The following is a 13193-nucleotide window of genomic DNA, read 5'->3' as shown; positions in this document are numbered from 1 at the left end:
GAACCAGTAAAATTATTCATAAGGCAAGTGCAATCGTTTGCGCAAAGTCATTCGATTTCTTGCCTTTCATGGACGATGGAAGAAAGGATGGATGTCGGATGGCACCAACGATCGAAGCGGTCATTTTTGATTTAGACGGCGTAATTACCGATACAGCAGAGTATCATTACTTAGCGTGGAAACAACTTGGAGAGGATTTGGATATCCCGTTCGACCGGGAATTCAATGAGACATTAAAAGGTGTCAGCCGGATGGATTCACTCGAGCGTATCCTTGCGCTTGGTGGAAAACAGAACGCTTTTTCGGAGGAAGAGAAGCTAGCACTTGCTGCGAAGAAAAACGAACACTACGTCACATTGATCCAACATATTTCTGAACAGGATCTTCTTCCTGGAATCACTGCATTCCTCGATGAAATCCGAAACGCTGGGCTGAAGATCGGAATGGCGTCCGCCTCTAAAAATGCGCTGATGGTCGTCGAGGCACTAAAGGTCCGACACTATTTCGATGACATCGTAGACGCTGCGACCGTTGCACAATCGAAACCACACCCTGAAGTGTTTCTCCGTGCTGCAGAAGCACTCGACGTCGAACCGAGCCGTTGCATCGGTGTAGAAGATGCGACAGCTGGCATCACTGCCATCCACGCTGCCGGCATGTATGCCGTCGGAGTTGGACCGGAGTCGGCGCTCCATGAGGCAGACTATCGTGTCGATTCGACAGATTTGCTATCCCTTGAGCAAATCCTCGCTAGTCGCTCCCTTGTCTGAACCATTCCCTGATGGTGAAGGACATTCCTTGAAAGTTATGTGTATGCAAAAAGGATCGCTTCCCTGAGCGATCCTTTTTGATATGGCGTTGATTTAAAGTGAGGCAAGAATGCCGTCTGCGATTGCTTGCGCGTAACGTGACTGATACGATGCGTTTGTCAGTTTCGCCCGATCCGCGCTGTTCGAGAGGAAACCGAGTTCCGCTAGAATCGACGGTGCTTTCGTACCACGAATGACAGCGTAGTTTGCATAGTGGACGCTTCGGTCGCGCATGCCCGCGTAGGAGACAAGGCGTTGTTGGACGTTACGAGCAAGGTTGATCGAAGAGGCGCCTTTATAGTAGAAGGTCTCTGCTCCGTATGCTTGCGTACTCGTTGAAGCATTGATGTGGACACTGACGAAAGCAGTCGTTGCATGACTGTTCGCAAGGGCACTCCGCTCTCCAAGAGACGGATAGTAGTCGTTCGTATAGCGTGACATCGTCACATCGACTTTTCCGGCAAGGCGCTCGGCGACTTGTTTCGTGACAGCAAGGACGATGTCACGCTCTGTCACACCGTAACGAACTGCACCTGCGTCGTGTCCGCCGTGACCCGGATCAAGGACGAGAAGTGGACGATTCGATGGTGCCGGTTGGAACAACGTCAGATACGTCGCATCGACATAACCGCTTTGACCACTTGCTGTCCGGACGGCGACGAAGCCTTTTGTTTGATGACGCGAATTCGTGACGACGACAGGAGTACCGCGTCCAAGACGAGCGATTTGACCACTGAGCGTCGACGCACTCGCACGAAGCGCGACACTATTGCCTGATGGGATCAACACATACATCTTTGAACCACTATAATCGACGTTTCCAGTCGTCGAGGCAGGAACGGAAGTCCCTTTCTTCAGGTACGTTCCCATGACATACCCCGTTTTCCCTTGGTACTGGACCGTGTGCCAATTCGATTTAACGGCGAGGGAATTGACGGCAGTTCCACTTGGAATCGTCGTCAGGACTTTTCCGGATGTCGAAGGAGACGAACGGAAATTCAAGCGATCCGTCGTCGTATAGACCGTCGTTTTGGCTGGTGTAGTCACTTTCTTTAAATACGAACCAGAAACATAACCGGTCTTATTTGCATAGGTCACTTTATACCAATTCCCGCTTTTGAAACTTGATTGTACACCGGCTCCCTTAGGAATCGTCAGTAATCGAGTAGAAGATGTCGTTGCGGCACTACGTAAGGATAGCGCATCCGTCGTCTTATAAGACGTCTTCGAAAAAGAAGTGCCACTCTCGATTTTTTTCAGATAAGATCCGGTCACATATCCCGTCTTTCCTTTATATGACAACTTATACCAAGAGCCTTTTCGATAGCTCGATGTGACTTTCGTCGTCTTCGGGATCGTCAGCAATTTTTTAGAAGACGTCGAGTTCGAACTGCGTAGATTCAAGGCATCTGTCGTCTGATACGAAGTTTTCGTAAAGGTTGTACCAGAAGCAGCCGATACAGTAGAAGTAGAAGCGAAGCAACCGGATACCAACGAAAGTACTAGAGCGGTACGAAGTGTTTTAGGTAATTTGCCCATTAAATTTCCAGTCTCCTTTTCGGTAAAATAAGAAAGATATATATTGGATTAGTAGAACTTAAGTATTATTAAAATAGTTAAATGTAGAAATTATATGTTCCGTTTTCACTCCTTTCTGTTAATATGAGGTGTAGCCAATTTATCGGTAAGGATATGAAAATATTACAGGATAATTAAATAATTAAAGAAATTATATATTATCAAGGCAAATTATAGTTTAAAATATTTCAAAATACATACAACTGAAACACAATTGAAACATTAATGTATAAAAAAGGAAAGAGGGGCAAGGAATGGGTAACAGTGAACACATCTACCGCGAACTAATGGAAATCGAAGAGGAATACCGTCGCTTACAGCGACGTGCCGAGTATTTAATCTCGGAATTAAGCCGTGGAACGGGGGAACATTCGCAAGAAGTCGCCGTCACGCATGAACGTCCGTTAAAACAACGTCGTGTCAACCAGCGGTATCCACTAGAAGTCTACGTGCACCAAATCAGCGATTTGATGCGCGAGCGTGAATCGATGACAGCACGTGACATCCAAATGGAGCTTGAATTGCGTTACCGTCACCAAATTAGTAACATCTACCAATTGATGGCGAAAGTCGAACAGGCAAACCCTGCCATTAAAAAAGTCGGGCGCGGTATCTATACATATGATCCAGCTGCTGAAGTACCGATCTTCATGTAAGAGCCGCTCGTCGGCTCTTTTTTTTTATGATATAATTCGCGCAGGAGCGTGATGTTACTATGTTATGGACTGCGTCCATCGTCTGTTTTATCGCCGCCTTACTGATCACACCCGTCGTGAAACGCTTTGCGATTGCAGTCGGTGCCGTTGACAGTCCGGACGCGCGAAAAGTACACGTCCGAATCATGCCGCGACTTGGCGGATTAGCGATCTATATCGCTTTTATGATCGGTTATTTTATCTTACAACCTTCGAGTCCGTACGCGACGCATATTTTAGTCGGTGGGTTCGTTATTATTTTGACCGGTGCACTGGATGATCGATTCCAACTCAATGCCCGTTTGAAGCTGATGGGGCAAATCGTTGCTGCCGTCATCGTCCTAAACGGTGGGATTCGGATCGAGTTCATCAATCTACCGTTCGATCAGCAGTTATATCTTGGATGGTGGAGTGTTCCGCTGACGTTCCTTTGGGTCATCGGAATCACGAATGCCGTCAATTTGATTGATGGATTAGACGGGTTAGCAGCGGGTGTCTCGAGCATCGTCTTGTTGACATTGATCAGTCTTGCCGTCATTCAAGGAAACGTCTACGTGACGATCGTCGCGATTCTCTTATTGATGAGTACGTTCGGTTTTCTGTTTCATAACTTCTACCCAGCGAAAATCTTCATGGGTGATACCGGTGCCTTGTTCCTCGGCTATATGCTTGGTGTGTTATCACTTCTTGGATTCAAGAACGTGACACTGTTCTCGCTTGCCGTTCCAGTTATTTTGCTTGGGATCCCGATTTCCGACACGTTGTTTGCGATTGTTCGACGGGTATTGCAAGGAAAACCACCATTTGCGCCGGATAAGGCCCATCTGCATCACCGGTTGCTTGATCTCGGCTTTACGATGCGCCAAGCCGTGCTCGTCATCTACGGACTCTGTGCCATCTTCGGGATGACGGCGATTCTGTTCTCGCAGACGAATTCGATTGGTGCTCTCGTCTCACTCGTCATGCTGTTGCTCGTTCTTGACATTCTTGTCGAGTCACTCGGTTTGCTTGGTGAACGCTATCGACCATTGTTGAATTTGTTGGAACGTTTTACATCGAAATAACGTATATCAAAAAAGACCGCTCATCCGTGTGAGCGGTCTTTTTTCAGAAAGGGAGTGTTGGAATGAATCAATCATTGAATCAACGCATCGTCTATTTGGATGTGTTACGTGGTTTTGCACTATGCGGGATTTTATTCGTCAACATGCCGAGTTTTCTCGGTGATCGACCGAATGCGATGATGGGGGAGATGGATCAATCGATTCGTCTCATTTTCGATCTCTTCATCCAGACGAAATTCTATACCCTGTTTAGTGTTCTATTTGGAGCCGGTTTTTACCTGTTCATCAACCGGTTACGACAACGTGGTCTACCGATGACGATCTTCGCAAGGCGGCTCGGAATTCTGCTCATCATTGGTCTTTTGCACCTGCTTGTCTGGCAGGGCGATATCTTACATACGTATGCGTTGACGGGCTTCATTTTGTTATTGTTCGCTAAAACAAAGCCAATCACGAAGCTCTTGTTTGCGATAGCATTTCAAATCTATGCCATTTTGCTCTATCTACTTATTTTCTTTGGGGCTCGTCAACTCGGCGACGCTCCCGTCGTCGAGCTGGATAAGACACTTCAGTCGTTCGTCGCATCGCGCGATCTCCTCGGATTTTTAGCGCATCATGCGACAGTTCAATTGCCGGAAGCCCTCATGAATTCCGGTGTCATTTGGCCAGAAATTCTATCACTGTTCTTGATCGGAGCCTATTTGATGGAACGCTTCAGTGCAACGCCCCCGACGAATCGTTTCCTGTGGTGGACGCTTGGCATTAGCTTATTACTGACACTTCCATCATTCGCTGGAATCATACAAGCGCATGCTGACGTACCGGACGGATCAATCAATCTATTTTACGTTTGGCTCTCAGGGCGCACGCTTGCGATCACCTATGCTTGTGCCGTAGCGTTACTCGTTCGTGCTGGACGTATGCAATGGTTTGCTGGACTGGGGCGGATGGCATTGACGAATTATTTGATGCATACACTCGTCTTTACCGTATTTGTCTTCTTCAGTGGACAACATGGAACGATACCGTTATGGCAAGGACTGTTACTCGTTTTCCTGCTTTTGATCTCACAAGGGGTTACATCAAACAGATATCTCCAGTCTCATCCACAAGGTCCCATGGAGAAATTGTGGCGAAAAGGGACTTATGGTAAGAAAAACCGTTGAAGTTCACAGGAACTTAACATTTTTTGTTTAGAATGAAGGATGGAGGTGAAGCATGAATCGTCTAATCGAAATCTTTCTTGTATCGTTCAAGCTCGGACTAACGTCGTTCGGAGGTCCGGTCGCCCATCTTGGGTATTTTTATGAAGAATATGTCAAACGGAAAAAATGGATTGATGAGAAAGCGTATGCTGACTTAGTTGCGCTCTGTCAATTCCTCCCGGGTCCCGCTTCGAGTCAGGTCGGAATGGGAATTGGTTTGATCCGTGGAGGAGTAGCAGGGGCAATTATTTCCTTCGTCGGCTTCACGTTACCGTCGAGTATCGCTTTGATTCTATTCGCGATTCTTGCGACACAATTCGATGTCGCGGAAGCCGGATTCATTCATGGCTTGAAACTTGTCGCTGTCGCGATCGTTGCTGACGCCGTCCTTGGCATGGGAATGAAACTTGCGACAGGCGTCAAACGGATGACGTTGATGCTACTAGCGCTAGCAGGGGTACTGTTGATCGCACATCCACTGGCGCAAGTCGGTGTCTTGTTGTTCGCAGGTCTTTTTGCGTTCTTCTGGTTCAAAGAAGAGACGGAGACGGGTGGATCCCTGTCAATTCGCGTACCACGCCTACTTAGTATCACGGCACTCGTCTTATTCTTCGTCTTACTCGCCGTCACACCATTTCTCGCGCAATCTGCGACGGGAACCGTCCAGCTGACGAGTATCATGTACAGTGCAGGTGCCCTCGTCTTTGGTGGTGGACATGTCGTCTTGCCATTCCTTGAGCAAACACTTGTACCTGGATTGATGAACACGGATACGTTCCTTGCCGGTTATGCCGCAGCACAAGCGGTACCGGGTCCACTCTTCACGTTTGCGACGTATCTCGGTACGGTCGTCTCTGGTATTTCTGGAGGGATTCTTGCGACGCTTGCCATCTTCCTACCAGGATTCCTACTCGTCATCGGTGTTTTACCGTACTGGGATCGTATTCGAAAGAATCAATCGGTCGGACGAATATTGATTGGTGTCAATGCCGCTGTCGTCGGTATCCTACTTGCTGCTCTCTACGATCCGATCTTTACATCAAGCATCAAGAGTGGTCTTGATTTCTTGATTGCATTCGGTTTGTTCTGTTTACTTCGTTTTTATAAACAGTCGCCGTTACGAATCGTGTTAATCGGAGCCGCTCTCGGATTCCTTTTCTTCTAAACGACACAAAGAAGCAGTAGACCCGGTGTCTACTGCTTCTTTGTTGTTCCTAAACGTCAGGTTCGCATCAAAAAGACAAGTTCGATTCCACTACGCCACTCGCGCCGGACTTCTGAAAAGCCGAAACGATTGTAAAGCGAAAGCGCTGGCAGATTACGTGCACCGGTCATGACGTGTTTGGCGAGACTGTGTTCGAACACGTGTCGTAGCAAAGATTGTGCGATTCCTTGACGGAAGTATGACGGATCCACGACGAGTCGCGTGATCGTTCCATCAGCAATCGTGACAGCACCAACAATGTCGTCATCAATGACGTAAACGAAACCGATTGGCTCTTCAACGTCGATCTCATCGATCGTTTCGCGTAATGGCGGGAAATCAGTCGCATTGAGTAATGCGGCTTCTATCTGATAAGCGCGACGTTGTACTTCCAGTAGTGACACATGATCAGTTGCTTGGAGTGAACGAATCATCTACAGCCTCCGACGTGATGCTGTCTGTCGTCTCATCGATTGGCAAATTAAGTTGTTCCTTCAATGTCGTCTTCGCGTCAGCCAGTGATGTTGGATCGAGCTGGTAATAATAAGCGCCATTGATTTTCGCATCGGTACCTTTTAAATCAATCCGGTTGATGGAACCGATTTTTTTGATGAACGGTTGCAGTTGGAACGCTTCCGTCAACGACATGTTCGTCCGGAAGTTGTCCCCGGTCGCATCCATCAGCGTATTTAGTTTGGTGATTGAACCGAACGATGTCGACTGATCAACGATGGCTTCGACAATCTGTTGTTGACGTTTTGTCCGTCCGATATCTCCTTCAGGATCTTGATAACGCATTCGAGCATAAGCGAGTGCTTCTTCGCCGTTCAACGTTTGTTGTCCCGGTTCCAATTTAACGCCATTGCGCTTATCGGACGAGTCGAGTGTATCGATCGGTAACTTGACGTCGACATCGATGCCGCCTAATGCGTCGACGATCGCGACGACACCATTGAAGTTGATCGATGCATAATAATCGATTGGAATATCGAGCAATGTCTCGACCGTTTCAATCGTTGAATCGATGCCACCAAAGGCATAAGAGTGATTGATTTTATCCTCGTAACCGACAGAAGGAATCTCGACGAGTGAATCGCGGGGAATGCTGACCATATCCACAGTTTGATCGTCCTTGTTGAATGTCGCGACGATCATCGTATCAGCACGCGATGAGGTGTCACCAGGTCGTTCATCCGTTCCGACGAGCAGAACGGAAAAGTGATCTTTCGTCAAATCAATGGCTGCTTCTCGTTTCTCGGACTTGTCACCGCGCGCTAAATCAACGTTTGAGTCGTTTGCGGTCTGGAACGTTTTATATGCAACGTAAGCGAAGGTTGCACCTCCACCCACAAGCACGACAAGAAAACTGATCACGAACACTTTAAACCACGAACGTTTTTTCTTTATCTTTTTTTTATTACTTCGGGTTCGCTCTTCCACTTTTATTAACTCCTAACATTAACTGAATTTTAAAAAAACTTTAAATTTCTTTACAATCAGTATAGCAGGTCAGGAAATAATGTCACGTTCGAGGTAGCGGGTAGAGCCGCTTGACAAATCAGCTTGACCGTTCGTCATGTTCGTCATCCAATCGAGAAAATCAGGGACATCGGCTGTCTTGACGAGGACGTCGATCTGGACTTGATCGAGGTAATGAATCTGATCAATCGGATGGACACTCGCCCGTAATTCGTTCTCGAGCTTTCCAAGCCATGTGTAGTCGACGTTGACAGAAATGACGGTATGTTCGATCCGCTCGACGACACCGACTGCGTTCAATGCTTCAGAGACACTCGAACCATATGCTCGAATCAGTCCACCACCGCCTAACTTGATGCCGCCGAAATACCGTGTCACGACGACGACCGTATCGCGTAAGTCACGCTTCTTCAATACTTCAAGCATCGGAACACCGGCCGTTCCGCTCGGTTCACCGTCATCATTCGCTTTTTGGATCTCATTACGCTCACCGATGACGTAGGCGGAGCAGTTATGGTTCGCATCGTGATGTTTTTTTTTCAGATCGGAAATGAACGCCTGGGCTTGTTCTTCCGTCGTTGCGCGAGCTAAATAAGTGATGAATCGAGACTTTTGGATAATGATTTCGTGGAAACCGTTTTCTTTTACTGTATAATAATTAGATAATGTCATAATCAAAAATGTCCTCCTCGTTAACTAGTTCTTTCTAGCATAACGACGTTCCAAGAGAGAGACAACCGTAGACGACTGGCAAGGAATGGAGGGAATACCATGACGAATGAGATGAGGGAGCGGCTATCCTTGAATGATATCGTACAGAACATCATCGGCGTCGTAGAAGAGAGTCGGGAAGAAATCGTCCGGATCACGGAAAGTTCTCGCGAACAATATGCCGAAATCCAGCAAGAACTGCGCGACCTGAAAATTCGGGTGCACGACTATATAAAAGAAGCAGAACGACTCGAACGCCATATCAAGGATGCAAAGGCGCGACTCGTCGTCGTCAGTAAGAACTTCGACAGCTACTCGGAACAGGATGTCCGGTCGGCCTACGAGACAGCAAACGCGTTGCAACTCGAATCGTTCATCAATCAACGAGATGAGATGAATTGCCGAAAGCGCCGCGATGAGCTCGAACGCCGACTGATTCAGCTCGATGAGACGATTGAACGGGCAGATCAATTGATTGGACGTGTCTCGGTCGTCCTCAACTTCTTGACGGACGATATGCAGATGATGAATGAAAAATATGAAAAGGCGATGCAAAAACAGGAGATGGGTCTAAAAGTCTTCCAGTCCGCCGAAAATGAACGCCGCCGCTTGTCGCGCGACATGCACGATGGTCCGGCGCAGACGCTTGCCCACGTTTTGATCCGGGCTGATTTGATTGAAAAGATTCACCAGCATAATGGGGCAGAGGCAGCTTTTGAAGAGATTCACCGTTTACGGACGTTGATTCGGGATGGACTTGCCGATATCCGCCGTATCATATACGATTTACGTCCGATGACGCTTGACGATCTCGGATTCGTTCCGACGCTCGAACGCTATCTTCGCCATATTCAAGAAATTTCGAATATTCCGGTTCACTTCAATTATCTAGGAGGCGGTGAACGGATCGATTCGACGTATGAAGTTGCTGTCTTCCGAATCGTCCAAGAAGCCGTCCAAAATGCAGTAAAGCATTCCAAAGCGAGTGACATTCGTATTATCATAGAACAATATCAACATTCCGTACGAATCCACGTGAAGGATAATGGCGTTGGATTTGATTTCGATTCCATCGTCGCATCATGCGACGAGTCATTCGGACTCGTTGGTATGCGTGAACGGATCGAATTGATCGATGGTGAATTCGATATCGAGACGCATCCCGGAAAAGGTACGGTCATCAAGGTCAAGATTCCAATCGAGGAATCCGAAGGGAGAGGGGAAACACTGTGAACAACGAGCAAGTGAAAGTAGTCATCGTCGACGATCATCAGTTATTCCGCGAAGGCGTTAAACGAATTCTTGATTTCGAAGAAGAATTCGTTGTCGTAGCGGAAGGGGAAAGCGGAGCAGAAGTCATCTCGCTCGTCGAAACCCATCAACCGGATATCGTCTTAATGGATATCAACATGCCGCAAGTCAACGGTGTTGAAGCAACAAAACGTCTGATGGAAGTCTATCCGGACGTACGTGTCATTATCTTATCGATTCATGATGATGAGACGTATGTCATGCACGCCCTAGGTGCCGGTGCAGTCGGTTACCTCTTAAAGGAAATGGCAACGGACGAACTCGTCAATGCGATTCGTTCCGTGTACCGCGAAGGTGGATATGTCCACCCGAAAGTCACACCGAACTTATTGCAGGAATACCGTCGTTTGATGAAGATGAAACAAACGATGGCGTCACAACCTGTTGAAAAACGAGTCGCGGAAGCACCACTCCACGTCTTGACGCGTCGCGAATGTGAAGTCTTGCAATTGTTAGCGGACGGTTTCTCGAACCGTGCGATCAGTGATACGTTATACATCAGTGAAAAGACGGTCAAGAACCACGTTTCATCGATCCTCCGGAAGATGAATGTGCCGGACCGGACCGGTGCTGTCGTCGAATCCATCCGTCGTGGATGGGTCGTCGTTTAATATCTCGAAAGACAGGAGCGCTCGCTTCCGTCTTTCTTTTTTTATCCAGTAAAAAATGCTACACTTAAAAGCGATTGTGGCGTGTCACATTTGGCAGCGTCACGACGGAACTATAAAAGCGAGGAAATTCACGGATGAGCCAGATTGTGATCTTAACGGATAGCACAGCCTATCTGCCAACTACCTATTGTGAAGAACATCAAGTGCACGTCGCACCACTTAGTGTCATCTTCGACGGTGACGCCTACCGGGAAGGGTTTGATATCTCAGTAGCTGAATTTTATGAACGCATCCAGACGGGCAGTCTCCCGACGACCTCACAACCGAACATCGGTGATCTCGTGTCGTCGTTCGAGCAGTTGCCAGAAGGAACAGATATCATCGGTATTACACTATCAAGTGGGATCAGCGGAACGTACCAAGCGTTACATACGATCAACATGATGGTGGATCATGTCAACGTCCATCCAGTCGATTCACGTATTTCCTGTATGCCGCAAGCGTTTCTCGTCCAAGAAGCCGTTCGTTTGCGAGATGCAGGAGCGACGGCAGAGACGATCGTCCAGCGTCTTGAGACATTAAAGGAACAGATTCGTGCGTATTTCGTCGTCGACGATCTCGAACACCTCCAGCGCGGAGGACGTTTGAGTGTCGCGCAGGCATTCGTCGGCTCGTTCCTGAAAATCAAGCCGGTCCTTCATTTCGTTGATGGAAAAATCGTTCCGTTTGAAAAGATTCGAACGTTTAAGCGGGCAGTCAATCGGATTGAGGAAATGATGAAGGAAGATATCCGCGGTGATGGTACAGGTTATGTCATCGGTGTCATCCATGCCGAGGATTCTGCGAAAGCAGAGGCAGAGATTGCTGAACTGAAGGCACTTTTCCCGCAGGCACGCATCGAGATGAGTGTCTTTGGACCCGTCATCGGTACACACCTCGGACCAGGGGCAATCGGTGTCACATGGTATCACGCAGCAGAATAAGATAGGAGCGGAAGCAGTAGGAATTCTCTTCATGAGGATACCTGCTGCTTTTGTTTTGTCAAAATCCTCAAAAATCATGGATGACTATATGGAAACGCCTGTTGAAACCGTACCGTATGGCGTTACCTCGAAATTCTGCGAGTCAAAAGCTCAAGTTGAGTAGTGGAACGCTCACAAGGAGATGACGGACGTCCGCGAGAAAGAGACGAAACAGAAAAGGAGAGATGACGATGGATCTTCGAGGACGACTCGTACCTGTTGAATGGATCGACGCACCACAAGTGACATACCGATTCAGACCAGCCGTGACATGGCGTTGCCAACGATGTGGCGCGCTTCCAGTGCGAGGAGACTGTACATGTGGTAAAGCCTGTTATTATTGTCGGAAATGTCTCGCTTACGGCAAACTACGAAGCTGTGGACGACTCGTGACGGATCAGCGGGCACTTGATCCGGTGACACCGGCACAACATGGACCATTGACGTTGACGCCGGCACAATTACGTGTTGCTCAAGCGATCCAACGAACGGTTCTAACTAACAAACGGCTTCTCGTTCATGCCGTGTGTGGTGCCGGGAAGACACCGATTCTTTTCCCGGGAATCGCAGACGCTCTCGCTAGCGGGCGCCGTGTACTTGTCGCAGCACCACGGGCGGACGTCGTTCGGGAATTGACGGGACATCTAAAACGAGCGTTTGCAGACGCCGCCATCGTCTCCTTGTACGGTGGTTCGTCTGAACGTCTTGAGCTGGGGGACATCACAGTCAGTACGACACATCAATTGATTCATTACCGGGATTGTTTCGACGTCGTCTTCTTGGACGAGGTCGATGCCTTTCCTTACCGGCTCGACCGGACGTTGCATCGATACGTCAAGCGCGCGATGACGAAAGATGCCGCGCTGATTTTATTAAGCGCAACGCCTTCGTTTTGGCATCGACGATTCCCGACGGTTCGATTGATGCGACGCTATCATGGCTATCCGTTACCGGTCCCAAAGCTCGTCGTACCGTATAGCGAACAGACCGTGTTCGATTGGTTGGCGCGTCATAGCGCTGTACCACGGCTCGTCTTCGTCTCACGAATCGCGGAGCTCGAGCGATGGCAAAACCGATTCGCGACAGCAGGCTATGACGTCGAGACCGTCCATGCTGCAGACTCGGAACGAGTCGAGAAGGTCCAGCGTTTTCGACAGTCGACAGGAATCTTACTGACGACAACGATTCTTGAGCGGGGTGTGACGATCGAAAACGTTCAAGTCGCGATTCTGGATGCGGATCAAGGTTTCAGCACGGCAGCCCTGATTCAAATCAGCGGACGAGTCGGACGATCGGCGGCATACCCGGATGGTGACATTTTATTTTGCGCCAATGACCGGAGTGATGCGATGTACGAAGCGATCCATCACATCAAGAAAGCGAACGCTGTACGACCATGAATCGATGTCTATTCTGTCAAGAGGTCTATTTACCTAGTTGGGAACTCGGAAATCTCTGGACTAGGCAAGCGACCTGTCCGACCTGTAAAATAAAGTTTGTAAAA

General features: G+C 48.3%; 13 protein-coding genes. 9 read left to right on the top strand and 4 right to left on the bottom strand.

Annotated elements, in window-relative coordinates:
• Positions 1–98: 98 nt before the first annotated feature.
• A complete protein-coding gene (pgmB, locus tag ESP131_RS15705) occupies positions 99–770 on the top strand; it encodes a beta-phosphoglucomutase (RefSeq protein ID WP_029342546.1) in 672 nt (223 codons plus the stop codon).
• A gap of 93 nt (positions 771–863) precedes the next feature.
• On the opposite strand, the gene ESP131_RS15700 is transcribed toward pgmB, so the two are convergent.
• Positions 864–2348, bottom strand: coding sequence for an N-acetylmuramoyl-L-alanine amidase family protein (locus ESP131_RS15700; protein WP_069940945.1), 1485 nt, complete (start codon positions 2346–2348; stop codon positions 864–866).
• Between the two features lie 293 nt (positions 2349–2641).
• On the opposite strand from ESP131_RS15700, the gene ESP131_RS15695 reads away from it, so the two are divergent.
• The 4 genes from ESP131_RS15695 to chrA all read left to right on the top strand — a co-directional run bounded on the left by ESP131_RS15695 (position 2642) and on the right by chrA (position 6516).
• Positions 2642–3043, top strand: coding sequence for a Rok-like winged helix domain-containing protein (locus tag ESP131_RS15695; protein WP_029342544.1), 402 nt, complete (start codon positions 2642–2644; stop codon positions 3041–3043).
• A gap of 59 nt (positions 3044–3102) precedes the next feature.
• Complete coding sequence (locus ESP131_RS15690) at positions 3103–4146, top strand: glycosyltransferase family 4 protein (RefSeq protein WP_029342543.1); 1044 nt, start codon at positions 3103–3105, stop codon at positions 4144–4146.
• A 62-nt stretch (positions 4147–4208) separates the two neighbouring features.
• A complete protein-coding gene (locus ESP131_RS15685; RefSeq protein ID WP_069940944.1) occupies positions 4209–5312 on the top strand; it encodes a DUF418 domain-containing protein in 1104 nt (367 codons plus the stop codon).
• Positions 5313–5364: 52 nt separating this feature from the next.
• The gene (gene chrA / locus ESP131_RS15680) at positions 5365–6516 is read left to right on the top strand and encodes a chromate efflux transporter (protein WP_029342541.1); all 1152 of its coding nucleotides are present in this window, start codon (positions 5365–5367) and stop codon (positions 6514–6516) included.
• Positions 6517–6572: 56 nt separating this feature from the next.
• Here chrA and ESP131_RS15675 read toward each other — a convergent pair whose 3' ends face one another.
• The 3 genes from ESP131_RS15675 to ESP131_RS15665 all read right to left on the bottom strand — a co-directional run bounded on the left by ESP131_RS15675 (position 6573) and on the right by ESP131_RS15665 (position 8706).
• The gene (locus tag ESP131_RS15675; protein ID WP_069940943.1) at positions 6573–6989 is read right to left on the bottom strand and encodes a GNAT family N-acetyltransferase; all 417 of its coding nucleotides are present in this window, start codon (positions 6987–6989) and stop codon (positions 6573–6575) included.
• Positions 6964–7929 (bottom strand): LCP family protein, encoded by a 966-nt coding sequence (locus tag ESP131_RS15670; protein ID WP_231925653.1) that lies wholly within the window; start codon positions 7927–7929, stop codon positions 6964–6966. Before ESP131_RS15670 ends, ESP131_RS15675 begins: the two co-directional genes overlap by 26 nt.
• Before the next feature lie 135 nt (positions 7930–8064).
• Entirely contained in the window at positions 8065–8706 is a 642-nt protein-coding gene (locus ESP131_RS15665; protein ID WP_069940942.1) for a YigZ family protein, read from the bottom strand.
• Between the two features lie 99 nt (positions 8707–8805).
• On the opposite strand from ESP131_RS15665, the gene ESP131_RS15660 reads away from it, so the two are divergent.
• From ESP131_RS15660 to ESP131_RS15645, 4 genes are all read left to right on the top strand, one after another.
• Complete coding sequence (locus ESP131_RS15660) at positions 8806–9978, top strand: sensor histidine kinase (protein WP_069940941.1); 1173 nt, start codon at positions 8806–8808, stop codon at positions 9976–9978.
• Positions 9975–10667: a response regulator gene (locus ESP131_RS15655; protein WP_029342537.1), complete on the top strand. Its 693-nt coding sequence runs from the start codon at positions 9975–9977 to the stop codon at positions 10665–10667. The genes ESP131_RS15660 and ESP131_RS15655 overlap by 4 nt, the downstream gene beginning before the upstream one ends.
• A 134-nt stretch (positions 10668–10801) precedes the next feature.
• Positions 10802–11650, top strand: a complete 849-nt coding sequence (locus ESP131_RS15650; RefSeq protein WP_047393177.1) for a DegV family protein — start codon at positions 10802–10804, stop codon at positions 11648–11650.
• Between the two features lie 230 nt (positions 11651–11880).
• Positions 11881–13089, top strand: a complete 1209-nt coding sequence (locus ESP131_RS15645) for a helicase-related protein (RefSeq protein ID WP_069940940.1) — start codon at positions 11881–11883, stop codon at positions 13087–13089.
• The last annotated feature ends 104 nt before the right edge of the window (positions 13090–13193 follow it).

The sequence above is a fragment of the Exiguobacterium sp. U13-1 genome, from assembly GCF_001750115.1.
In the GTDB taxonomy this organism is placed as follows: domain Bacteria; phylum Bacillota; class Bacilli; order Exiguobacteriales; family Exiguobacteriaceae; genus Exiguobacterium_A; species Exiguobacterium_A acetylicum.
Note: the sequence above shows the minus strand (reverse complement) of the source record. Positions and strands in the feature narration are given on the sequence as shown.

Coding starts and splice junctions, on each gene's coding strand:
- pgmB (WP_029342546.1), top strand. CDS start 99: ATGGCACCAACGATCGAAGCGGTCATTTTTGATTTAGACGGCGTAATT.
- ESP131_RS15700 (WP_069940945.1), bottom strand. CDS start 2,348: ATGGGCAAATTACCTAAAACACTTCGTACCGCTCTAGTACTTTCGTTG.
- ESP131_RS15695 (WP_029342544.1), top strand. CDS start 2,642: ATGGGTAACAGTGAACACATCTACCGCGAACTAATGGAAATCGAAGAG.
- ESP131_RS15690 (WP_029342543.1), top strand. CDS start 3,103: ATGTTATGGACTGCGTCCATCGTCTGTTTTATCGCCGCCTTACTGATC.
- ESP131_RS15685 (WP_069940944.1), top strand. CDS start 4,209: ATGAATCAATCATTGAATCAACGCATCGTCTATTTGGATGTGTTACGT.
- chrA (WP_029342541.1), top strand. CDS start 5,365: ATGAATCGTCTAATCGAAATCTTTCTTGTATCGTTCAAGCTCGGACTA.
- ESP131_RS15675 (WP_069940943.1), bottom strand. CDS start 6,989: ATGATTCGTTCACTCCAAGCAACTGATCATGTGTCACTACTGGAAGTA.
- ESP131_RS15665 (WP_069940942.1), bottom strand. CDS start 8,706: ATGACATTATCTAATTATTATACAGTAAAAGAAAACGGTTTCCACGAA.
- ESP131_RS15660 (WP_069940941.1), top strand. CDS start 8,806: ATGACGAATGAGATGAGGGAGCGGCTATCCTTGAATGATATCGTACAG.
- ESP131_RS15650 (WP_047393177.1), top strand. CDS start 10,802: ATGAGCCAGATTGTGATCTTAACGGATAGCACAGCCTATCTGCCAACT.
- ESP131_RS15645 (WP_069940940.1), top strand. CDS start 11,881: ATGGATCTTCGAGGACGACTCGTACCTGTTGAATGGATCGACGCACCA.